The organism is Agromyces sp. NPDC058110 (assembly GCF_042884735.1).
GTDB lineage: Bacteria > Actinomycetota > Actinomycetes > Actinomycetales > Microbacteriaceae > Agromyces.
This window is the reverse complement of the sequence record NZ_JBHVTI010000001.1, coordinates 265626-287527: the sequence shown is the minus strand read 5'-3', so window position 1 is coordinate 287527 and position 21902 is coordinate 265626. Positions and strand designations below refer to the sequence as shown.

Below are 21902 nucleotides of genomic sequence, written 5' to 3'. Positions count from 1 at the left end.
TCGACGGGCCTCTCGCGCAGGGCGCTCACAGCGCGCTCGCCTTCGACCGGCGCACGAGCGCGATCAGCACGGGAGCGCCGACGAACGCGGTCACGATGCCCACCGGCACCTCGCTCGGCCAGAGGATGACGCGCCCGATGACGTCGGAGAGCAGGAGCACGGCGGGGGCGATCACCATCGAGTACGGCAGGATCAGGCGCTGGTCGGGACCGACGATCCATCGGGCGATGTGCGGCACCATGAGGCCGACGAAGGCGATCGGCCCGGCGATGGCCGTGGCGCCGCCGGCGAGCAGGGTGACGGCGATCACCGAGAAGGCCCGGGTGCGCATCACGTGCGCGCCGAGCGAGGTCGCCAGGTCGTCGCCGAGTCCCATGGTGTTGAGCGAGCGGGCGCTCACGAGCGCGAGCACCACGCCTGCGGCCACGAACGGCGCGGCGGGCAGGATGACGTCGTACCCGCGTTCGACGAACGAGCCCGCGTTCCAGCCGCGCAGCTTGTTGAAGGTGATCGGGTCGAGCAGCATCATCGCCGTCACGATGCCCGTGAGCACGGCCGAGAGCGCGACGCCGGCGAGGGTGAGCTGCGCGGGATCGGCGGCTCCCCGACCGGCCCCGCCGATGAGGGCGACCAGCACCGTGACGATGAACGCGCCGAACAGCGCGAACGGGAGGTACTGCGCGGGCGTCGCCGCACCGAGCACGACGCCCACCGCCACGAAGAGGGCGGCACCGGCATCGACGCCGAGGATGCCCGGGTCGCCAAGCGGGTTGCGGGTGAGGGCCTGGATGACGGCGCCGGCGACACCGAGCCCGACGCCGACCACCAGGCCCGCGACGGTGCGCGGGATGCGCAGCTCGAGCACGATCTGCGCGTTCGCCGTGCTCCCGTCGGAGCCGAGCGCGTGCCAGATGTCGACCGGCGAGAGTTGGTGCGACCCGACCATGACGCTCAGCGCGATCGTCACGAGGAGCGCCCCGCTCGCGGCGACCAGGCCGAGTGCCCGGCGCCGGGCGGACACGGAGGCGCGCCTGCGCAGCAGGGTCTGCTGCGCAGGCGACGACTCGGCGGTTTCGCTCAGGCTCACCCCTCGATGCTCTGCGGGGCGGCGCCGTTCACGGCGTCGACCAGCCGCGGCACGAGCTGGTCGAGCACGTACTTCTGGCTCAGCGGGGTGAGGAAGTAGATCGCGCCGGCAAGGTCGGGATCGGTGAAGATCGCGTGACCGCCGCTGACCGCCGAGAGGCTCTTCGTGGTGCCGAAGTCGAGCACCTCGTCGACGCCGTCGGCGGACTCGGTCGCGAAGACGATCACGTCGGCGTCGATCAGCCCCATGTTCTCGGGCGAGATCAGGGCCTGCTGCCCCTCCTCGGCCGCGTACTCCTCGAGGCCCGGCGTCATCACGAACCCGAGGTCGGTGAGGAAGTCGGTGTTGAGCCCGTCGGGGTAGACGTACATGTTGCCCTCGTAGGGCACGCCCTGCGAGAAGCTGGCCGTGAGCCCGGCGAACTCGGGGTGCGCTGCTGCGGCATCCGCGTACGCCTGCTCGACGCCCTCGATCAGCTCCTCGCCGGCGGCCGAGCGCCCGACGGCGGCGGCGACCTGACGGGTCTGGTCCTGCCAGCTCGAGAAGTAGAGTCCCGAACCCTCGACGCTCGTCACGGTCGGCGCGATCTCGGTGAGCTTGTCGTAGGTCTCCTGGGTGAGCCCGGCGTTGGTGCCGACGATGAGGTCGGGCTTCAGCGACGCGATCTTCTCGTACTCGAGCCCGTCGGTCTGCGACAGCACGGTCGGCTCGGCCTCGCCGAGCAGGTCCTGCGCCCACGGCCAGACCGCGTACGGCTGCTCGCCGTACCACTCGGTCGTGGCGACCGGGGTGACGCCCAGCTCGAGCAGGATGTCCTGCTCGGTGAGCCCGACGACGACGACCCGCTGGGGCTCGCTCGGCACGACCGTCTCGCCGAACTGGTGCTCGACCGTGACCGGGAACGCGTCGGTCGGCTCGGTGGTGTAGTTCGGGTTCTGCTCCGCCGCGGTCGACGCCGTGGTGCATCCGGTGAGCACGCCGCCCGCGAGTGCGACGGCGGCTGCGAGAGCGAGGATTCTGCCGGCTGCGGAGACTGCTCCGCGCGGGCCGTTGATGAGGTTCATGGGTCCTTCGTCGGGATCGGGTGGCATTCGAGACGGGTGTCAGGCTAGCCTTACCTAACATCGCGCGCCATCACCGCGAGCCGACATCAATCACTGGAGGCAGACATCCTGACGTCCGTCGGCGAACATCGGGCCGCGCTGCGCGAGGCCATGACCCCGTTCGATGCCGACGAGACGACATCTGCCGGCTTCTCCGCTTCGAGGTCATGGGTCGACGCGGGCACCCGGTTCGAGTCGCATCTGCACCAGGAGGACCAGCTCGCCTGGATGCGCAGCGGCTCCGTGCGGTTGACCACGCTCGGAACCGAATGGCACCTCCGACGCGAGCACCTCGCGTGGGTCCCCGCCGGGGTGCTCCACGAGATGACCTTCGCCGAGCCGGGCGAACTCCTGAACGTCTACACGCCGCCGTCGCTCCGGCCGGCGAGTCCCGGCTGGGACGGCCCGCGCACGCTCCGGGCCGACGAGCTCACGGGTGCGCTGCTCGCCCACATGGTCGACGCGACCGCGTATCGGCGCCTGGAGCGATGCCGCACGCTCCTCGTCGACCTCCTCACCGAGGCCCCCGTCGAACGCGACGTGCTCGCCATCCCCCGCGACCCCCGCGCCCGACGTATCGCTGCGGCCCTCCTGCACGACCCCGCCGACGCCCGCGAGCTGCGCGACTGGTCGCACGAACTCGACGTGAACGAGAAGACCATCGCCCGCGCCTTCGTCGCCGGCACCGGCTCGACCTTTCGACAGTGGCGGGTGCAGGCGCGCATGCACGCCGCCGCAGGGCTGATGACCGCGGGGCATCCGGTTCAGGATGTCGCGGCGCAGGTCGGATACCGATCGGTCAGCAGCTTCATCGCGGCGTTCAAGGAGCGCTACGACGTGACGCCCGCGCGGTACGCGGCGCGAGGCGAGTGAGCCGCCCGGTCGCCATCGGCGCCGACGGCCCGGGCGAGCATGGGCCTCGTCCAGGCTCGACTCCCCGCCCTGACCGGGCAGGACTCACACGGACGCTGGTCAGTCCTCGATCCGCGAGTGGGCACCGAGGCGGTGCCACGTGCGGTTGTGATGGACCAGTGCGTCGCCAGGCTCGCCCGCGTCGGCATCGCGTTCGATGTGGGACTGGAGGGCATGAGCGGCGATGACCGTGGAGGTGCCTGCCCCCATGCGGTCGATGACCGCGCAGCGCACCCAGGCGCGCACATCGTGGTAGACCGGTTCCCCGGTCACCAGGCGCGACCAGCGGTGCGCGTCGGCGAAGCGATCGACTCCTCGGGCCGCGCCGAGCTTCGCCAAGTCGAGGTCGTTCGCGTCGAGGAAGTGCACGACGACGGTCTCGGCACGCGAGAGCACCTCGGATGCCGACGACAGCGCCGAGATCGAGAAGATCAGCAGCGGCGGCTCGGCGCTCACCGACGACACCGAGGTCGCCGTCAGCGCGACAGGCCCCTCGCCGGCATCGGCCGTGATGACGGCGACCCCTCCCGGGTGCCCGCGGAAGACCGCCTTGAACTCGTCGGCCGAGAGCGACGTCGAGAAGTCGTGCTTCGGCGCCTCGGTCCAGGCGTCGGTCGGATACGCGTGGAACATGTCAGGACACCAGTGCAGAGGAGCGGGCGCCCGCGAGTTCGTCGTGGAGGATCCGCGCACCCGCGCCGAGCGCGCTCAACTTGCCGAGCGCGACCTCCCGCGGGAACGGCGCCATGCCGCAGTTCGTGCTGGGGATGAGCTTGTCGGCGTCGACGAACGCCAGCGCCTTCCGGAGGGTGTCGGCGACCTCCTCGGGCGTCTCGATCTCCTCGCTCGCGACGTCGATCGCACCCAGCATGACCTTCTTGCCGCGGATCAGCTCGATGAGCTCGATGGGCACGTGCGAGTGGTGCGACTCGAGCGAGACGGTGTCGATCGACGACTGCCGCAGCAGCGGGAACGACTCCTCGTACTGCCGCCACTGCGACCCGAGCGTCGCCTTCCAGTCGGTGTTCGCCTTGATGCCGTAGCCGTAGCAGATGTGCACGACGGTCTCGGCGCGCAACCCCTCCGCGGCCCGCTCGAGGGCCGCGACGCCCCAGTCCTTGACCTCGTCGAAGAAGACGTTGAACGCGGGCTCGTCGAACTGGATGACATCCACCCCGGCGGCCTCGAGCTCCCGTGCCTCCTGGTTGAGGATCGTCGCGAACTCCCACGCGAGCTTCTCGCGGCTGCCGTAGTGGGCGTCGGAGAGCGTGTCGATCATCGTCATCGGCCCGGGGAGCGCCCACTTGATCGGACGGTCGGTGAGCGTGCGGAGGAACCGCGCGCCGTCGACGAACACGGGCCGCTCGCGCCGGACGGGGCCGACGACGGTCGGCACGCTCGCGTCGTAGCGATCGCGGATGCGCACGGTCCGGCGGTGCTCGAAGTCGACCCCGCTCAGATGCTCGATGAACGTCGTGACGAAGTGCTGACGGGTCTGCTCGCCGTCGCTGATGATGTCGATGCCGCGACGGGTCTGCTCCTGGACGGCGATGCGCAGTGCATCCTGCTGTCCCTCGACGAGCGCGTCGCCCTCGAGCTTCCACGGCGACCAGAGGGTCTCGGGCTGCGCGAGCCACGAGGGTTTGGGCAGACTGCCGACGATCGAGGTGGGAAGGAACGTGTGCATGTTCGAGGACTCTCCGCTGGTCATCGGACGGGAAGGGGCTGGTTGCCGGCCCACTGCTCGAGCACGTCCCGATGCGGGGTGATGAAGTGCTCGTCGGTGTACGCACCCTGCGTGGCGGCCAGCTGGCTGCGCTCGACCCGGTCGTAGGCGATGTCGGTTCGCGAGTAGTCCGGCGCCTCCAGGCTCGGACGATAGACCGGTGCGGCCGCGGAGTTGGCGTTGTAGATCTCAGGTCGGTAGATCTTCTGGAACGTCTCCATCGTGCTGATCGTGCCGATCAGCTGCAGGTCGGAGTAGTCGTTCAGCAGATCGCCGCGGTGGTAGAACGCGAGCGGCGCCACGCCGCCGCGCGGCATGAAGTAGCGCACCTTCAGCCCCATCTTCGCGAAGTAGTCGTCGGTGAGGGAGGACTCCTCCTGCTGGTACTCGACCCCCAGCACCGGGTGCTCGTTCGCGGTGCGGTGGTATGTCCGGCTCGTCGACACGCTGATGCAGATCACGGGCGACAGCGTGAAGCGCTCCCGGTACGCGGCGGAGTCGAGGAAGTGCTGGAACAGCTTGCCGTGGAGATCGCCGAAGTCGTCGGGGATGGTGGGCTTCGCCGAGCCGGCGCTCAGTGCCGGGAGCCGCACGCTGAAGTCGTAGTCGCGGACGTACGACGAGAAGTTGTTCCCCACGATCCCGTGGCGGCGGATGCCCGTCCGCGTGTCGATGATCTGCACGTCGAGCACCTCGAGCAGCGGGAACTCCTGATCGGCGCCCTCCGCTGCGAATCGCAGTTCCACGGAGACGATGTCGAGCTGCACGGTGTAGCGGTCGCCGGTCGGGTTGTCCCAGTGGGCGAGGTCGTTGAACCGGCGGTCGATCATCGTCAGCGCGTTCCGGAGGTTCTGCTGACGGTGCTCGCCTCGCGCCAGGTTCGCGAAGTTCGTGGTCGCTCGGGAGTTCTCCGAGGGCGAGTACTCCTCGTCGAAGCGGGTGGTGGTGATGCTGAACGTGAAATGGTCAGTCATGAGGGGCCATTCCGGTGAGTGTCGAACGGCCGGGCTCGGCCTGCTGGGGTGCTGCTTCCCATCGTGCAAGCTTCGGCCGACTATCGGGTAACTCGACTCCGCTATGCGCCGGTATAGCCTCTTCCTATGTCTCGGCAAACGAACGGCGTGACGCTGCAGCAGCTCCACTACTTCATCGAAGTCGCAGCAGAGGGGTCGATCTCCGCCGCTGCCGACGTGCTCTACGTCGCGCAGCCCACGATGTCGGCCGCGATGAAGGACCTCGAGACCCGGGTGGGCCGCACGCTCCTCGTGCGTTCGGCGCGCGGAGTCAGCCTCACCGCCGATGGCGCGGAGTTCCTCGGGTACGCCCGACAGGTCGTCGAGCAGGTGGCGCTCCTCGAGCAGCGCTATCTCGGTCGGCCGCCCGCGCGACGGCTGCTCGGGGTGTCGGCTCAGCACTACTCGTTCGTCGTCGATGCGTTCGTGCGGATGGTCAAGGACTCCGGGGCGGCCGAGTACGAGTTCTCGCTGCGCGAGACCCGCACGTGGGACATCATCGAGGATGTCCGGACCCTCCGCAGCGAGCTCGGCATCCTGTACCGCAACGAATTCAACCGCAAGGTCATCGACAAGCTGCTGCGGGATTCCGGGCTCGCGTTCCACCCGCTGTTCCTCGCCGAGCCGCACATCTTCGTCTCACGGAGCAACCCGCTCGCCTCTCGGAACCGTGCGACCCTCGCCGACCTCGCCGAGCTGCCCCGGCTCACGTTCGACCAGGGGGCGAACAACTCCTTCTACTTCGCCGAGGAGATCCTCTCCACACTGTCGAGCAAGCAGGAGATCCGGGTCTCCGATCGTGCGACGATCTTCAACCTCATGATCGGTCTCGACGGCTACACGATCTCGACCGGAATCATCAGCGACCAGCTCGATCCCGAGATCGTCGCCATCCCGCTCGACGTCGACGAGCGCATCGAGATCGGCTGGATCGGCCATACTGCGATCGCGCTCACCGACCAGGCGCAACGGTACCTCGCGGAAGTGCGGGGGGTCGCAGCCGGTTTCGGCGTCGAGGTGCTCGGCTGAGGCTGCACGAAACCTAGTGCGGGTCAAGCCCTCGCCACCACGTCGTCCCCGATCGAACATGGAGCATGCGAACGCTCGACGCCCCGGATGCCGCAGGCGATCCACCCAGGCCGCCGGCTCCCTCACGGGTGCATCGGTTCGGGATCGAGGAGGAGTTCGTATTCCTCGATCCCGCGACCATGAAGCCGGAGCCGGTCGGGGCGGCGGCGCTCGCCGAGGCCCGCGCGGCCGGATTCCCCGGCGCGACCTCCGAGTTCCTCGCCTCCCAGATCGAGTTCGCCACGGGAATCGAGCACGACGGCGCGGAAGCGATACTCGACCTCCGAGACTTCCGTCGGGCGATCGCACGCATCGCGGCAGGGCTCGGCGTCATCGCCGCGGCGACGGGAGCGCCGTTCGAGGCGGATGCCGCGCCGGCCGTCAGCGCAGACGAGCGATACGGCCGCATCGGCGACGACATCGGCGCCATGGTCGACGATCACCAGGTCTGCGGCATGCACGTGCATCTCGGCGTCGACCGGCCGAGCGATCGGCTCATCGTGCTCAACGGTCTCCGTGCATGGATGCCGCTGCTGATCGCCCTGACCGGCAACTCGCCGTTCTGGCACGGGGTCGACACGGGCTTCGCGAGCTGGCGGACAATCGTCATGCGCAGGTGGCCGACCACCGGCATCCCGGCCCCATTCACCGACCTGCACGACTACGAGCGGCGCATCGCAGAGCTGGAGGGGTTCGGCATCACTCGCGACCGCGCACTGGTCGCCTGGATGCTGCGGATCTCGCACCACCTCCCGACCGTGGAACTGCGGTGCGCCGACACCCAGCTGACCGCGGACGACAGCGTCGCCGTCGCCCTGCTCGCCAGGCGGATCGCACGAGGCTCGCTGCGGCAGGGACTCCTCGCTGTCGGGCATCACGACGGCTTCAGCACCGAGCTGATCGATGCCGCCACGTGGGAGGCCGCACGACTCGGGAGGGATGCCCGGATTCCCGACCCGCTCCGCGGCGGGGTCGCACCGGTCGAGCGCGTGCTGGCGTCGGCCCTCGAGATGTCCGACGACGACGACGGCTGCGTCGAGGCCGTGTCCGCGCTCCTCCAACGCGGGACCGGTGCCGAGCGTCAGCGTTCGGCGTACGCCGCACACGGCGTCGAGGGGGTGCGGGCGTGCGTCGCGGCATCCGTTGACTGATCGCGCGGGAGCCCCGACCCGACCTGGGCTCGGTCACCGCACCAGACGCACCATGAACGAAGGAGATCCCCATGAGCGACGCACGACAGCCCGAGGAGCGCATCATCGAACTCGCGCGCGGTATCCCGTACGGATGGCTGACGACCGTCACCGCCGACGGCAAGCTCGTCGCCCGGCCGATGTCGCCACGTGAGGTGACCGATGCCGGCGAACTGTGGTTCTTCGCCGAACGGGACTCACGAGACTCCGCCGAGATCACCGCGAACGCGAACGTCGGCGTCACTCTCAACTCGGGTTCGACGTTCGTCTCGTTCGCCGGCATTGCAGAACTCGTCGACGACCCGGCCAAGAAGGAGGAACTGTGGGATGCCGCGGTCGAAGCCTGGCTGCCCGACGGCCCGCAGAGCCCGAACGCCGTGCTCATCAAGGTCACCGCCGAATCCGGCGAGTACTGGGACACCCCTGGTGGCCGCATCGCGACCCTCATCAGCTTCGTCAAGGCGAGGGTGAGCGGCGAGCGTTTCGACGGCGGCGAGAATGAGACCGTCACGCTCTGACGGATCGGTCGAGATGCGCGTCCGGCCGCTGTCGGTAGCACACCGGCCTGCAGCATGAGCACCCATCGCGACATCGTGATATCAACTGGAGGAGCGGATATGACCGAGCGCAACGATGACACCGAGGCGACGCAGGACGCGCCGCTCTTGGAGCAGAACGACCGCACCGTCGAGGACGTGCTCGACGGCATCGTCGTTCAGACCAGGGCCGACCTGACGCGCAGCCCGCAACTCGACCCGCGCGAACTGCTGCGGGACCGGCTGAGCGATACCGGCGCGGCCGTCGACGAAGACACCTTCGAGGTGCTCGTGCAGCGAGCGACATCGGTCGACGAGCCATCCGATCCGCAGCCCGGTGTCGGGCCCGGTTCCACGCAGTAGCCGGCCCGACCGACGGCAGACGCGATCCGAGCCATCGTGCCCGGGGAGGCATGGCGGACGCGGGACGCGAGTTCTAGCATGTCGCTCGGTGATGCCGTCAGGGCGACCGGGGGTGTGCGATGGACGACGCGATGGATCGCGACGGCGACGAGGCCGATGACCAGGCGGTCGAGGAGTTCGCGGGGTGGGTGTTCGACCGGTTCCTCGGCGGCATGGAGACGCTGTCCATCCACATCGGTTCCAACCTCGGACTCTACGCGGCGCTCCGGGATGCGCCGTCCACGGCGGCCGAGCTCGCTGCGCGGACCGGTATCGATCGGCGGTACGCGCGCGAATGGCTCGAGCAGCAGGCGACGGCGGGCATCCTCGATGTCGCGAGCGACGGCGACGGCGAGGGCGACGACGACGACCAGCCGCGGTTCCGTCTGCCCGCTGCGCAGGCCGAAGTGCTCACCGACCCCGCATCGCTCGGCTACTCCGCGCCGCTGGCCGACATGTTCGCCGCGGTCGCGCTGCGCATGCCCGACCTCACGGACGCGTACCGATCGGGTGGAGGCGTTCCGTGGGCGGCGTTCGGCGCAGCCGTGCGCGATGGTCAGGGCGACATCAATCGTCCGTGGTTCGAGCATGCGCTCGCGAACGCGCTCGCATCCGTCCCGCGGGTGCACGACGTGCTGTCGCGACCGGATGCCGGGATCGCCGACGTCGCGTGCGGGCACGGGTGGTCGACGATCGGACTCGCCCGGGCGTACCCCGACGCGATCGTCGACGGGTTCGACATCGATGCCCCCTCCATCGAGGCGGCGCTCGAGCATGCCGCGGGGCTCGAGAACGTGACCTTCTCCGAGCTCCGAGGAGAGCAGCTCGCCGACGAGGGCGAAGACCGGTACGACGCCGCGTTCGTCTTCGAAGCCCTGCACGACATGCCCGACCCCGTCGCCGTGCTCGCCTCGATCAGGCGTGCGGTCCGATCCGACGGCGTGGTCGTGGTGATGGACGAAGCCGTCGCCGAGACGTTCTCGCCGCCCGGCGACGACGTCGAGCGGGCGATGTACGGGTACAGCCTGCTGATCTGCCTCCCCGACTCGATGTCGGCACCGGACTCCGTCGCGACGGGCACCGTGATGCGTCAGGCGACGCTCGAACGCTACGCACGCGAAGCCGGCTTCTCGGCAGTCGGCATCCTGCCGATCGAGGGGTTCGCGGCCTTCCGGTTCTACATTCTCGAGCGGTGAGCGGCGATCAGCGGTTGGACGAGATCGGAACGGAGCCGGCCTCGGTCTCTGCCGCACGCCGCTGACGGCGGTTGAGCGCCTCAGACATGAGCAGCCCCAGCGCGACGAGCACCGCGAGGTAGAGCGGGAGGATCCACATGCCGATCACGGCGCCGATCACTCCGAACACCGGGGGCATGACGGTCGACCCGGTGTACGCCGCCGCCATCTGGATGCCGATGATCGCCTGCGAGTTGCGCTCGCCGAAGTTGGCCGGGGTGGAGTGCACGATCGCCGGGTAGATCGGGGCGCACCCGAGACCTGCCAGCACGAGGCCCGCCAGTGCGAACACGTCGGTGGGCAGCGGCATCGCGATCAGCACGACGCCCGCCGCCACGACGATGAATCCGCCTCGGATGAGCGCGCGGTCGCCGACGTGATCCGCGAAGAACCCGCTGAGGAACCGGCCGCCGGTGATGCCGAGGAGGAACAGGGCCGCGAACGTCGCGGCGGTCGCGGGATCGATGTCGCGCTGGGTGACGAGGTAGCTCGACGCCCAGAGGATCAGGGTGCTCTCGATGGCGCAGTACGCGAAGAACGCCCCGAGGATCAGCTTCACGCCGGGAATGCCGATGGCGGTGCGCAGGGGCACGTGCGCGTCTCGTTGCCGCCCGGGTGCGGTCGTCGCCGACGAGACGGCGACCTTCGCCTCCGGCGCTGGTCGACGCCGGTCGACCCGCTTCCACAGCGACAGGCTCAGGACGAGCACGACCGCGAGCCCGGCCTGGATCAGGCCGACCGTCTCGTACGCATTCGACCAGCCGAGGCCTGCGCTGATGGCGTACCCATGATGAACGGGCTGATCGAGGCGCCGACGCCCCAGAACGCGTGCAGCCAGTTCATGTGGCGCGCCGCGTAGTGCAGGGCGACGTAGTTGTTCAGGGCGGCGTCGACGGCTCCGGCGCCCAGGCCGAATGGGATGGCCCACAGGCACAGCATCCAGAATTCGCCCGAGAACGCGAAGCCGAGGAGCGCAGCGGCGGTCATGGCCACGCTGACCGCCGTCACGAGCCCGACGCCGAAGCGCTTCGTGATCCGCTCCGACAGCAGGCTGGAGACGATCGTGCCGCCGGCGATGATCATCGTCAGGATGCCGGCGGAGGCCACGGGCACGCCGAAGTCGCCGTGCATCACGGGCCATCCGGCGCCGACGAGCGCATCGGGCAGGCCGAGGCTGATGAACGCGACGTAGATGATCGCGAGCAGGAGTGCGTACATGTGTGCCTCTCGAGGACCGGCCGGCGCGGGCCGCGGGAAGTGGGCGGACGAACCGCCGTACGGATGTGTACGATCGTACACTCATCGATCGTAAGCTGGAGCCATGACGCACGATCACTTCGCCGACGACCCCCGAACGAATCGGGAGCGGATGCTCGCGGGCGACCTCTACATCGCCGACGACCCCGAGAGCGACCGCATCGCACATCGGGCGCTCGTGCTGAAGCACGAGTACGAGATGGCGACGATCCGCGACCCGCAGAATGCCCGCCCCTTCCTCGAGGAGCTCGTCGGAAGCCTCGGCGAGCACGCGTACATCAAGCCGCCGCTTTCGGTGGACTACGGCGAGAACCTCCACATCGGCGCCCGGACCTTCATCAACTCCAACTTGACCGCGCTCGACGTCGCACGCATCACGATCGGCGAGGACTGCCAGATCGGCCCGAACGTCCAGCTCCTCACGCCCACCCACCCGATCGAGCCGCAGCCGCGCCGAGACAAACTCGAGGCGGCCCTGCCGATCACGATCGGCGACAACGTGTGGCTCGGCGGCGGCGTCATCGTCTGCCCGGGCGTGAGCATCGGCGAGAACAGCGTGATCGGCGCGGGCTCGGTCGTCACCCGGGATATCCCGGCGAACGTCGTCGCGGTGGGCAACCCGGCTCGGGTGGTCCGGGAGATCTGAGATGGCTGGCGTCGACCAGGAGACACCCCGCCACCGCCGCACCGACCCCGACCGGCGCGACCGCATCATCGACGCTGCGCTCGAGTTGATCGCGACCGAGGGGGTCGCCGGAATCTCGCACCGCAAGATCGCGGCCGCGGCCGACGTGCCGCTCGGCTCCATGACCTATCACTTCGCCGGCATGGAGGAACTGCTCCGCGAGGCCTTCGCCCGGTTCGCCACCAGCGTCAGCGACCAGATCGATCGACGGATGGACGCCGCGCACGATCGCGACTCGGCCGTCGACGCACTCGTCGAGCACATCGAGGAGGACATCTTCGGCAGTCCTCGCGAACTCGTGCTCACCCACGAGCTCTACACCCTCGCCGCGCGCCGGCCCGAATACCGTGCGCTCACCGCGGCATGGATGACGAAGAGCCGAACCAGCCTCGAACGCTACTTCGACCCCACGACCACCCGCCTCCTCGACGCGCTCGTCGAGGGACTCACCATCCATCGCGCCCTCGACACCGCTCCCCCACCTCCCGGGCTCGCGCGCGAAGCCGTCGTGCGCATCCTCGGGTCGACGGGGGCGGAACGGCCGAGTTCCTGAGCCGCTGAAGCACAAGAACCGGGTTCATCGACGTCGTGCGAGCCGCGCGACATCCTCGACTGCCAATGGAGTGCATTATGCTGCACTGCATGGATGATGCCGCTGCCGCCCTGGCCAGTGCGATCGGGAGCCGGGTGAAACTCGAGCGAACGAATCGCGGATGGACCCTCGATCAGCTCGCTGCCGCAGCGGATCTCAGCCGACGGATGCTCGTGAACGTCGAGCAGGGCGCGGTCAACCCGAGTGTGGGCACTCTGCTCCGCCTCTCCGACGCCCTCGGCGTCGGGCTGCCCGCACTCGTCGAGCCGCCCGAACGCCGCGCGACCAAGGTCGTCCGCCACGGCGAGGGCGCAGTGCTCTGGACGAGCAGTTCCGGAGGGCGCGGAGTGCTGCTCGCGGGCACCGAGCCGCCCGAGGTGGTCGAACTCTGGGACTGGACCCTGGCCGCCGGCGACCGCCACGAGAGCGAACCGCACACTCCGGGCACGCGCGAACTCCTGCACGTGCAGCACGGGCGGCTCACCGTCGAGGTCGATGGTGAGCGCTTCGACCTCGACTCGGGCGACGCCCTGAGCTTCCACAGCGACGTCGCGCACGCGTACACGAACCAGACCCGCACGACCACCCGGTTCACGCTCTCGGTCTTCGAGCCGAACGTGGGCACCGCGCGCAGGACGGAGACGCCGGATGCGTGAACCGACGCGAGTCCCGCCGTGGTCCATGGCGGTGGCCGCCATGCTCGTCATCCAACTCGCGAACGCGCTCTCGGTTCCGGTGATCGAGCAGGTCGGCCCAGCCGGCACCGCGTGGCTCCGCATGTGCTTCGGCGCCGTGTTCCTCCTGCTGATCGTGCGCCCTTCGATCCGCTCCATCCGCCGCCGTGACCTGCCGGCACTCCTCGCGCTCGGCGTCGCGACGGGATTCATGACGACGTTCTTCCTCGCCGCGGTAGAGCGCATCCCCCTCGGCACCGCGGTGGCGATCGAGTTCCTCGGCCCGCTCACGGTGGCCGGCGTGATGAGCAGGCGACGGCGCGCGCTCGTCTGGCCGCTCCTCGCCCTCGTCGGCGTGGTGCTCCTCACCGAACCCTGGCACGGCGCCGTCGACCTCGTCGGCGTCGGCTTCGCCCTCGCGGCCGCCGCCTGCTGGGGCGCCTACAACCTGCTGACCCAGCACATCGGCGACCGCTACTCCGGCATCAGCGGCCTGGCGATCACGATCCCGATCGCCGCGCTCGCCACGCTGCCCGCGGGACTCCCGCAGGTCGTCCTCGGCGAGTTCTCCTGGTGGGTGCTCGCGGCCGCAGCCGGCATCGCGCTCCTCACGCCCGTCACTGCGTTCGCACTCGAGATGCTGGCGCTGCGCCGCATGACCCACACCGCGTTCGGCACCCTGCTGTCGATCGAGCCCGCGTTCGGCGTGCTCATCGGGCTCCTCGTGCTCGCGCAGACGCCGTCCCCCATGCAACTGGTCGGCATCGCGCTGGTGATCACGGCAGGAGCCGCGGCGCAGCGCACCGGCTCGCGCCACGAGAACCCACCGGCGGCCCACGCGGGAGCAGCTCCGACCGCGATCACGCCTGCGACCGAGCAGGCACCGTGACCGGCGAAGTGCAGCACGACCTGCGAGTAGCTCCCGGATCGCGGTCGCGGCGGCCCGATCGGTTCGAATGCAGGTTCGCAACCGACCCGATGCGCTGAGTTCGCGTCAGCTCACGCCCGCGACGCCGTCGCGCAGCAGGGCGAAGAGGTCGCCGACCGGCCCGAGGTGCACCAGCTTCTCGGGGTTCAACTGGTTCGCGACCGAACGCACCGCGCCATCCTCGACGTGCAGGGCGAGCACCGAGAGCAGCGCCCCGTCGCGACCACGGAAGAGCAGCGTCTGCTCGCCGTTCGCGATCGTCGGCTCGACCTCGACTCCGAGCGCCTCGCCGCGCCGCATGAGGCCGACGAGGAACCTGGCCACCGCGAGGTCGCCCGACATCGGCTGCTGGATGGCGGGTGCCTTGCCGCCGCCGTCGGCCGTCATCACCACGTCGGCGGCGAGCAGCCGCATGACGCCGTCGACGTCGCCCTCGCGGAGCGCCTTTAGGAACGCGCCGGCGAGCCGAGCCGCCTCTGAGGCATCCACCTGGAACCGCGCGCCGCCCGCCGTCAGACGCTGCTTCGCGCGATGCATGATCTGGCGGCACGCCGCCTGGTCGCGATCCACGATCTCGGAGATCTCGCGGTAGTCGTACCCGAGGGCCTCGTGCAGGACGAACACCGCGCGCTCGACCGGGCCGAGCCGCTCGAGCAGCGCGAGCACGGCGAACGACATCGTCTCGTCGTGTTCGATGCGATGGGCCGGGTCGGCGTCGTCGACGAGCAACGGCTCGGGCAGCCAGGGTCCGACGTACATCTCGCGGGTGCGACGAGCCGAGCGGAGCACGTCGATCGAGAGCCGCGTCGCGACGGTCGACGCGAAGGCGTCGGCACGATCGATCGGGTCGCCGTTCTGCACCCGCTCGTGCATCCGCAGGAGTCCCGTCTGCACGACGTCCTCCGCCTCGCTCACGCTGCCGAGCATGCGGTACGCGATGGAGAACATGAGGGGTCGGAGCCGGGGGGCCTCGACGACGAGATCGACCATCCGCACAGCTTTCCATACGAGTTCGCGTCGGCTGTCACACCTCGGCGCGCTGTTTCGTCGGAGGGGGTGAAGAGAGAGGACGCATCATGAGGATCTTCATCGCAGGTGGATCAGGAGCCGTCGGCTCGAGGCTCGTGCCGCTGCTGGTCGCGGCCGGGCACGAGGTCACGGGCACATCGCGGAGCGAGGCGGGCGCCGCACGGATCGCCGCGGGTGGCGGCCGCGGGGTGATCATGGAGGGCACCGACCCGGCATCCATCCGTCGAGCGGTGCTCGAGGCGAGGCCCGACGTGCTCGTGCACCAGCTCACCGCACTGTCGGGCAGCTTCGACTTCAAGCGGTTCGACGAGACCTTCGCCGTGACCAACCGGATGCGCACGCTCGGCACCGACGTATTGATCGCGGCCGCCCAGGAGGCCGGGACTGGCCGCATCGTGGTGCAGAGCTACACCGGGTGGACCAACGAGCACGCCGGGGCGGCCGTGAAGACCGAGGCCGATCCCCTCGACCCGAACCCGGTGCCGGCGGCGCGCACCACGCTGGCCGCGATCGCCCACGCCGAGCGTGCGGCCGTGGCCGCCGGTGGGCTCGCGCTGCGGTTCGGGAGCTTCTACGGACCCGGGCAGTCGCTCGGCGAGGGCGGGGAGATGCTCGAGTCCGTACGGAAAGGCCGGGTGCCGATCGTCGGCTCGGGCGCCGGAGTCTGGTCGTTCTGCCACATCGACGACGCCGTCGCGGCGACGGTGGCGGCCATCACGCGGGGTGACGCGGGCGTCTACAACATCGTCGACGACGAGCCGGCCCCGGTCGTCGAGTGGCTGCCCGTGCTCGCGAACTCCGTGGGGGCGAAGCGCCCGATGCGCGTGCCCGCCTGGATCGCGCGCTTGCTCATCGGGGACTTCGGCGTCGCATGGATGACGACCGCCCGTGGCTCTTCGAACGCGAAGGCGAAGGCCGGGCTCGGGTGGAGGCCCGAGTACGCGAGCTGGCGGGAGGGCTTCCGCACCGGCCTCACCACGCACTGAGCCGCACGGGGCGGCGGATGAGCACCGTCAGACCGACGTCGATGGCGCCGTCATGACGATCAGAGCACGCCGGGCACCAGCACCCGGTCGATCGTGTGGATCACCCCGTTCGTCGCCTTGATGTTGATGCCCGAGAGCACGAGCCGCGGGTCGGCGAAAGCCGGGTTCTCGTCGCGCAGCGTGATCAGCCTGGGCTTCACGATGCCGCCGTTCGCCATGGTGAGCGACTTCGAGAGCACGACCTGGATCGGGCCGAGCTTCTTGCCGGGCACCACGTGGTACAGCAGGACGTTCGTGATCTGCTCAGCGGTGAGCGCAGTGGTGATCGTCGCCAGCGCAGCAGCTTCACTCGCTGGTGCGGTCCCGGTCAGGTCCTGCACGAGTCGGAGGAATGCCCGGTCGTTCGGAGCGAACACCGTGTACTTGGTCGAGGTGTCGGCGAGGGTTGCATCCAGCCCGGTGGCCACGAGGGCTTGGATCAGGATGTCGTAGTCCCGGGGGTTGTCGTCGGGAGCCCCACCTCCCGATGCGGCGACGGCCACGTCGACGATGGTGCCGGACGGAGCCGAACCTCCAGTCGCGTTCGCCGGTGCTGCTGAGACCGCGACGATGGCGGCTGCGGCGATGAGCGCAGCCATGACCTTCTTGATCATCACTTCACATCCTTCGTTGTGGTGGCGCGGAACTGACCGATCGCAGTCCCGCCATCCGGGTGTTCCGCGGCAGTGACCAGAACGGATGCAGCGACGCGAATTCGCACGGGCGTGCATCCGATCCCGGACCCGCGCCGGAAGTCCTCGGTGAAAGCACCTCCGTCACCGAGCACCACCTCACGAACTGGAGTGATCATGCAGCGAATCCTCATCGTCGGCGTCCTCGCCGGCGCGACCGTCGGTCTCCTCGGCTCGGCCCCGGCGCAGGCATCCGAAAGCCCAGCCATGTTGTCGGTGCTGCACGGCGTGCCCGACCTCACCGTCGACGTCTACGTGAACGACGAGCTCACGCTCGACGACTTCACCCCGGGCACGCTCGCCGGCCCGCTCGAACTGCCGGCGGGAACCTATTCGGTCGCGATCACCGCGTCCGATGCGACGGATGCCTCGGCGCCCGCGATCGGCCCCGTCGACCTCTCGCTCGAGGCCGGCATGAACTACACCGCCGTGGCGCACCTCACCGAAGCGGGCGATCCGACCGCGACACTGTTCACCAACGACACCGCGCCGACCGCCGCAGGTCAGGGTCGCCTGACCGTTCGACACGTCGCCGCGGCACCTGCCGTGGACGTGCTCGCCGGCGGATCGGCCGTCATCTCCGACCTGACGAACCCGAACGAGTCGAAGCTCGATCTCCCCGCCGGCACGATCTCGGCCTCGGTCGCCGCGGCCGGGACCACGGACCCGGTGATCGGACCGGCCGATGTCGAGGTCGCCGAAGGCGCGAACACCATCGTCTACGCCTGGGGCAGCCTCGACGACGGCAACCTCTCCCTCGCGATCCAGACCGTGACCGGAATGGACTCCGCACCCGGCGATATCCCCGCCGGCTCGGCGGGCCTCGTCGCCACGAACGCCGGAAGTCCCGCGATCGCGCTCTGGGTCTCCGCCGGGGTCACGCTGCTGCTGGTCGTCGGAGCAGCCGCCTTCCTCGCACGTCGCCGTGCGGCGAGCATCCGACAGGAGTGACCCGGATGAAGGCCGCGAAGGCCGCGATCGGGCGGGCGCACCTCCCGATCGCGGTCTTCGCGCTGTTGATACTGACACTGGCACTGGCAGGCTGCAGTTCCCTGCGAGGACCTGCCGCTCCCGTCGCAACACCCGATCACTCAGCCGAGTCGATGGCGACGGTCGAACCCCCCGCCGATCGGACCGACAGGCGGTCGGCGCCGCCGAGGATCCCGACCGTCTCGGCCGCCCTCGAGGATCGTCCGCCACTGCGGGGCCAGGCACCGATACGACTCGCAGTGCCTGATCTCGGCATCGATGTGCCGGTCGAGCCGGTGGGCCTCGACGACGACGGCAGGATGGGGCTCCCGGCGAACCCGTCCATCGCCGCCTGGTACTCCTACGGTGTCGCCCCAGGCGACCCCGCCGGTTCGGCCGTCATCGCGGCACACGTCGACTCGATCGAGTACGACATCGGCCCGTTCGCCCGCCTCGCCGACGCACCACGAGGCACCCTGGTCGAGGTGACGTCGGCCGACGGTTCCGTCCGCGGATTCTCGCTCGACTCGACGCAGGTCGTCCTCAAGGGCACGGTCGATTGGCAGAGGGTGTTCCGGCGCGGCGGGTCGCCGGTCCTCACGCTGGTGACCTGCGGCGGCGAGTTCGACTGGGATGCGCGTCGGTATCTCAGTTCGGTGATCGTGACAGCGCTGGCGACCGGATGACCGGACGTCACTATGCTGAACATCACGGTGAGGCCCGGTGAGGTCGCGAGAGCGAACCCGCCGTCGGTGCGCCGCGGGGACGAGCGAAGGGGCGGTGTCCGATCGATGAGTGCGCCGTCCACCGCCCAGGGCACCGCCGACGATGAGGGCGACGAGTCGGCCGCTGCGATCGCAACAGCGTTCGCACGCGGTGACGAGTCCGCTCTCCGGGAGGCGTACGCGCGATGGTCTCCGCTCGTGTTCACGCTCGCGATCCGCTCCCTCGGCAATCGCGCCGACGCCGAAGACGTCGCGCAGCAGGTCTTCATCTCCGCGTGGCGCAGTCGCGAGCGATTCGACCCCGGCCGTGCGACCCTTCAGGCGTGGATCGTCGGCATCGCGAAACACCGAATCGCCGATGCACACGAAGCTCGCGCCCGCGCTGGCCGTCTCGAAGCCGAACTCGCAGGTGTGGCGGAAGTCGAGGGCGGCGTCTTCGACGAAGATCTCGCCGAGCGCGCGATGGTGTCCGAAGCGCTCGAGCGCCTCGCCCCGATCCCGCGCCGCGTGATGCATCTCGCCTTCTACGAACGGATGACTCACTCCCAGATCGCCGATCGACTCGAGCTCCCCGTGGGTACGGTGAAGAGCCATATCCGGCGAAGTCTCAACCGGATCCGACAGCGATGGGAGGTGGAGGATGCACCCGAATCCTGAGGACCTCGCCGCCATCGCCGCTGACGGTGCAGCCCCCGACAACGCGACGGCGGAACACTTGGCGTCGTGCGATCCGTGCCGGTCGGAGTACGAGTCGTACCTGACGGCAGCGGCGGCCGGGCGCTCGTCGGTGACGACCGAGCTCGATCTCGAATCGCCGCCATCGTCGGTGTGGGCGGGCATCCATGCCGAACTCGGTCTTGATGAGAGTCTGCGCCCCGATCCGGTGAACGCCCTCGAGGCCGCTCCGTCGCGCCCGGAACATGCGCAGCCCCTGCGGCCCGCGACAGCAGGCGTCGTTGCTGAGCGCTCTCGCACCGGAGTGCGCCGTTGGTGGCCGGCGATCGCCGCCGCCGCTGCCGTCATCGGCCTGGTCGCCGGAATCGCGATCGGCGCGAACGTGATGGGTTCCACGACCCCTGGGTCGGAGCGGGTGGTCGCCGAGGCCCGACTCGAACCGTTCCCCGGCTGGAACGCCGACGGACGCGCATTTCTCGAGCAAGACGACGACGGCCGTTACTCGATGCTGGTCGAGCTCGACGGAGCTGTCGACGTCGACGGTCTCACCGAGGTGTGGCTTCTCCGCGAAGAACCCATCGGGCTCGTGAGCCTGGGACTGCTCGACGGCACGAGCGCACGGTTCGCCCTGCCCGACGATCTCGACGTCTCCGAGTTCTCGGTGGTCGACCTCTCGGCTGAGCAGCCGGACGGCGACCCCGCCCACTCGGGCGACTCGATCGTTCGCGGCCAACTGCGGCGGCTGCAATGAAGAACTCCGCGCGACGTCGCTGGTTCGGGCTGGTCTTCATCAGCATCGCCGTGGCGTTGATCATCGTCGACTCGACGATCGTGAACGTCGCGATCCCGGCGATCGTCGACGACCTCGGCATCACCTCGACGCAGGTGCAGTGGGTGCAGGAGTCGTACACGCTCGTCTTCGCCGCGCTGCTGCTCGTCTTCGGCACGCTCGCCGACCGGTTCGGGCGCCGCCGCATGCTGATCATCGGCGTCGTGATCTTCGCCCTGTCGTCGATCGGCGCCGCGCTCGCGACTTCGGGCGAACTGCTGATCCTCGCGAGGCTCGTGCAGGGCGTCGGCGGGGCGATGATCCTCCCGACGACGCTCTCGCTCATCAACGCGACCTTCCGCGGACGCGAGCGAGGGATCGCGTTCGCAGTCTGGGGCTCGACGATCGGAGGCATGGCCGCCCTCGGGCCGTTGCTCGGCGGATGGCTCACGACGGACTTCTCCTGGCGCTGGGCGTTCGGCATCAACATCCCGTTCGCGATCCTGATCGTCGTCGGCGTGCTGCTCACGGTCGACGAGTCGCGCGCGCCCGGCGAACCCAAGCGCATCGACGTGGTCGGGGCGCTGCTGTCGGTGATCACGAGCGGCTTCCTGGTGTTCGCCCTCATCGAGGGCCGCACCTACGGCTGGTGGCTCGCCGAAGACGGCGTCGCGTTCGGCGACTGGGAGTGGCCGTGGACCGTCTCGCCGATCCCGTTCGCCTTCGTCATCGCCGCGCTCGGTCTCATCGCGTTCGTCCTGTGGGGTCGACGGCGCATGCGGCTCGGCAGGTCGACGATGCTGCCGTTCGCGCTCTTCGCGATCCCGTCGTTCCGCAACGGCAACATCGCCGCGCTCATCGTCTCGCTCGGCGAGTTCGGCATCATCCTGTCGCTGCCGCTCTGGCTGCAGTTCGTGCTCGGCTTCGACGCCCTGCAGACGGGATTCGTGCTGCTCGCGCTAGCGGTCGGCTCGTTCGGCGCGAGCGGATTCGCGGGCGCGATGTCGGGGCGCCTGCCCGCGGTGTTCATCGTGCGGCTCGGCATCGTGCTCGAGATCGCCGGCGTCGTCTGGGTGGGCCTGGTCATCGGTCCGGATGCCACGTGGCAGTGGTTGATCCCTGCCCTCTTCGTCTACGGCTTCGGTGTCGGCCTCGCGACCGCGCAGCTCACCGGCGTCGTGCTGCAGGACGTGCCGGTCGCCGACAGCGGCGCGGGATCCGGCACCCAGTCGACCTCGCGACAGCTCGGTTCCGCGCTCGGCATCGCGATCCTCGGAACCGTGCTCTTCACGAGCACGGCGAACGTGCTCGACGCGAAGCTCGACGAGCGCGGCCTCCCCGCCGACCAGCGCGACCAGACCGTCTCGGCAGTCGTCGACAGCGCCGGCGGCGCGATCGCCGGGCTTGAGGCGAACCCGAAGACGGCCGAGATCGGCGCGGACGCCGCCGCAGCGTTCAGCACCGGCACCCGGTACGCGGCCTTCACCGCCGCCGGGTTCCTCGCGATCGGGTTGCTCGCGACACTCTCCCTCGGTTCAGGACGCCGCGACGACCCCGTCGACGAGCAGTCGGATGCGACCACGACCGCAGTGGAATGATTCTCGGGGCGC

At 69.5% G+C, this 21902-nt stretch carries 26 protein-coding genes; 16 read left to right on the top strand and 10 right to left on the bottom strand.

Annotation, left to right across the window (positions count from 1 at the left end; genetic code table 11):
• Positions 1-25 precede the first annotated feature (25 nt).
• Entirely contained in the window at positions 26-1087 is a 1062-nt protein-coding gene (locus ACFVS8_RS01460) for a FecCD family ABC transporter permease (RefSeq protein WP_387056861.1), read from the bottom strand.
• The gene (locus ACFVS8_RS01455; RefSeq protein ID WP_387056859.1) at positions 1084-2151 is read right to left on the bottom strand and encodes an ABC transporter substrate-binding protein; all 1068 of its coding nucleotides are present in this window, start codon (positions 2149-2151) and stop codon (positions 1084-1086) included. Before ACFVS8_RS01455 ends, ACFVS8_RS01460 begins: the two co-directional genes overlap by 4 nt.
• Before the next feature lie 150 nt (positions 2152-2301).
• On the opposite strand from ACFVS8_RS01455, the gene ACFVS8_RS01450 reads away from it, so the two are divergent.
• Entirely contained in the window at positions 2302-3063 is a 762-nt protein-coding gene (locus ACFVS8_RS01450) for a helix-turn-helix domain-containing protein (RefSeq protein ID WP_387056857.1), read from the top strand.
• A gap of 99 nt (positions 3064-3162) precedes the next feature.
• Here the strand turns inward: ACFVS8_RS01450 and ACFVS8_RS01445 are convergent, their stop codons facing one another.
• Genes ACFVS8_RS01445 through ACFVS8_RS01435 form a run of 3 tightly spaced genes read right to left on the bottom strand, consistent with a single transcriptional unit; the run spans position 3163 to position 5802 of the window.
• Positions 3163-3735, bottom strand: coding sequence for a flavin reductase family protein (locus ACFVS8_RS01445; RefSeq protein WP_387056855.1), 573 nt, complete (start codon positions 3733-3735; stop codon positions 3163-3165).
• Position 3736: 1 nt separating this feature from the next.
• Entirely contained in the window at positions 3737-4789 is a 1053-nt protein-coding gene (locus tag ACFVS8_RS01440) for a methionine synthase (RefSeq protein ID WP_387056853.1), read from the bottom strand.
• 20 nt (positions 4790-4809) lie between these two features.
• Complete coding sequence (locus tag ACFVS8_RS01435; protein ID WP_387056851.1) at positions 4810-5802, bottom strand: putative oxygenase MesX; 993 nt, start codon at positions 5800-5802, stop codon at positions 4810-4812.
• Between the two features lie 126 nt (positions 5803-5928).
• Between ACFVS8_RS01435 and ACFVS8_RS01430 the strand changes: the two genes are divergently transcribed.
• The 5 genes from ACFVS8_RS01430 to ACFVS8_RS01410 all read left to right on the top strand — a co-directional run bounded on the left by ACFVS8_RS01430 (position 5929) and on the right by ACFVS8_RS01410 (position 10233).
• On the top strand, positions 5929-6870 hold the full coding sequence (locus ACFVS8_RS01430; RefSeq protein ID WP_387056849.1) for a LysR family transcriptional regulator: 942 nt from the start codon (positions 5929-5931) through the stop codon (positions 6868-6870).
• Between the two features lie 65 nt (positions 6871-6935).
• Entirely contained in the window at positions 6936-8060 is a 1125-nt protein-coding gene (locus ACFVS8_RS01425) for a YbdK family carboxylate-amine ligase (RefSeq protein ID WP_387056847.1), read from the top strand.
• Positions 8061-8131: 71 nt separating this feature from the next.
• A complete protein-coding gene (locus ACFVS8_RS01420; RefSeq protein WP_387056845.1) occupies positions 8132-8617 on the top strand; it encodes a pyridoxamine 5'-phosphate oxidase family protein in 486 nt (161 codons plus the stop codon).
• A gap of 99 nt (positions 8618-8716) precedes the next feature.
• Entirely contained in the window at positions 8717-8998 is a 282-nt protein-coding gene (locus ACFVS8_RS01415) for a hypothetical protein (RefSeq protein ID WP_387056844.1), read from the top strand.
• A 119-nt stretch (positions 8999-9117) separates the two neighbouring features.
• Entirely contained in the window at positions 9118-10233 is a 1116-nt protein-coding gene (locus ACFVS8_RS01410) for a class I SAM-dependent methyltransferase (protein ID WP_387056842.1), read from the top strand.
• A 7-nt stretch (positions 10234-10240) separates the two neighbouring features.
• Here the strand turns inward: ACFVS8_RS01410 and ACFVS8_RS01405 are convergent, their stop codons facing one another.
• Both ACFVS8_RS01405 and ACFVS8_RS01400 read right to left on the bottom strand, forming a co-directional pair.
• The gene (locus tag ACFVS8_RS01405) at positions 10241-10981 is read right to left on the bottom strand and encodes an MFS transporter (protein ID WP_387056840.1); all 741 of its coding nucleotides are present in this window, start codon (positions 10979-10981) and stop codon (positions 10241-10243) included.
• 20 nt (positions 10982-11001) lie between these two features.
• The gene (locus ACFVS8_RS01400; RefSeq protein ID WP_387056838.1) at positions 11002-11490 is read right to left on the bottom strand and encodes an MFS transporter; all 489 of its coding nucleotides are present in this window, start codon (positions 11488-11490) and stop codon (positions 11002-11004) included.
• Between the two features lie 103 nt (positions 11491-11593).
• On the opposite strand from ACFVS8_RS01400, the gene ACFVS8_RS01395 reads away from it, so the two are divergent.
• The 4 genes from ACFVS8_RS01395 to ACFVS8_RS01380 all read left to right on the top strand — a co-directional run bounded on the left by ACFVS8_RS01395 (position 11594) and on the right by ACFVS8_RS01380 (position 14369).
• Entirely contained in the window at positions 11594-12175 is a 582-nt protein-coding gene (locus ACFVS8_RS01395) for a sugar O-acetyltransferase (protein WP_387056836.1), read from the top strand.
• Position 12176: 1 nt separating this feature from the next.
• On the top strand, positions 12177-12767 hold the full coding sequence (locus tag ACFVS8_RS01390; protein WP_387056834.1) for a TetR/AcrR family transcriptional regulator: 591 nt from the start codon (positions 12177-12179) through the stop codon (positions 12765-12767).
• An 89-nt stretch (positions 12768-12856) separates the two neighbouring features.
• Positions 12857-13462 (top strand): helix-turn-helix domain-containing protein, encoded by a 606-nt coding sequence (locus ACFVS8_RS01385; protein WP_387056832.1) that lies wholly within the window; start codon positions 12857-12859, stop codon positions 13460-13462.
• Positions 13455-14369: a DMT family transporter gene (locus tag ACFVS8_RS01380; protein ID WP_387056830.1), complete on the top strand. Its 915-nt coding sequence runs from the start codon at positions 13455-13457 to the stop codon at positions 14367-14369. Before ACFVS8_RS01385 ends, ACFVS8_RS01380 begins: the two co-directional genes overlap by 8 nt.
• Positions 14370-14474: 105 nt before the next feature.
• Here the strand turns inward: ACFVS8_RS01380 and sigJ are convergent, their stop codons facing one another.
• The gene (gene sigJ, locus ACFVS8_RS01375; protein ID WP_387056828.1) at positions 14475-15398 is read right to left on the bottom strand and encodes an RNA polymerase sigma factor SigJ; all 924 of its coding nucleotides are present in this window, start codon (positions 15396-15398) and stop codon (positions 14475-14477) included.
• 86 nt (positions 15399-15484) lie between these two features.
• Here sigJ and ACFVS8_RS01370 point away from each other — a divergent pair, with 86 nt between their 5' ends.
• Positions 15485-16423 carry an NAD-dependent epimerase/dehydratase family protein gene (locus tag ACFVS8_RS01370; RefSeq protein ID WP_387056826.1) on the top strand — a complete coding sequence of 313 codons (939 nt, stop codon included), beginning with the start codon at positions 15485-15487 and terminating at the stop codon, positions 16421-16423.
• 59 nt (positions 16424-16482) lie between these two features.
• On the opposite strand, the gene ACFVS8_RS01365 is transcribed toward ACFVS8_RS01370, so the two are convergent.
• Positions 16483-17076 carry a fasciclin domain-containing protein gene (locus tag ACFVS8_RS01365; RefSeq protein WP_387056824.1) on the bottom strand — a complete coding sequence of 198 codons (594 nt, stop codon included), beginning with the start codon at positions 17074-17076 and terminating at the stop codon, positions 16483-16485.
• Positions 17076-17273 (bottom strand): hypothetical protein, encoded by a 198-nt coding sequence (locus tag ACFVS8_RS01360; protein WP_387056822.1) that lies wholly within the window; start codon positions 17271-17273, stop codon positions 17076-17078. Before ACFVS8_RS01360 ends, ACFVS8_RS01365 begins: the two co-directional genes overlap by 1 nt.
• Here ACFVS8_RS01360 and ACFVS8_RS01355 point away from each other — a divergent pair.
• The 5 genes from ACFVS8_RS01355 to ACFVS8_RS01335 are packed head-to-tail and all read left to right on the top strand — an operon-like array spanning position 17272 to position 21890.
• Positions 17272-18105 carry a DUF4397 domain-containing protein gene (locus tag ACFVS8_RS01355; RefSeq protein WP_387056820.1) on the top strand — a complete coding sequence of 278 codons (834 nt, stop codon included), beginning with the start codon at positions 17272-17274 and terminating at the stop codon, positions 18103-18105. The genes ACFVS8_RS01360 and ACFVS8_RS01355 overlap by 2 nt on opposite strands.
• 5 nt (positions 18106-18110) lie before the next feature.
• Positions 18111-18809, top strand: a complete 699-nt coding sequence (locus tag ACFVS8_RS01350; RefSeq protein WP_387056818.1) for a class F sortase — start codon at positions 18111-18113, stop codon at positions 18807-18809.
• A 12-nt stretch (positions 18810-18821) separates the two neighbouring features.
• Positions 18822-19505 carry an RNA polymerase sigma factor gene (locus tag ACFVS8_RS01345; RefSeq protein ID WP_387056816.1) on the top strand — a complete coding sequence of 228 codons (684 nt, stop codon included), beginning with the start codon at positions 18822-18824 and terminating at the stop codon, positions 19503-19505.
• Positions 19489-20274 carry an anti-sigma factor gene (locus tag ACFVS8_RS01340; protein ID WP_387056814.1) on the top strand — a complete coding sequence of 262 codons (786 nt, stop codon included), beginning with the start codon at positions 19489-19491 and terminating at the stop codon, positions 20272-20274. Before ACFVS8_RS01345 ends, ACFVS8_RS01340 begins: the two co-directional genes overlap by 17 nt.
• Entirely contained in the window at positions 20271-21890 is a 1620-nt protein-coding gene (locus tag ACFVS8_RS01335) for an MFS transporter (RefSeq protein WP_387056813.1), read from the top strand. The genes ACFVS8_RS01340 and ACFVS8_RS01335 overlap by 4 nt, the downstream gene beginning before the upstream one ends.
• Positions 21891-21902 lie beyond the last annotated feature (12 nt).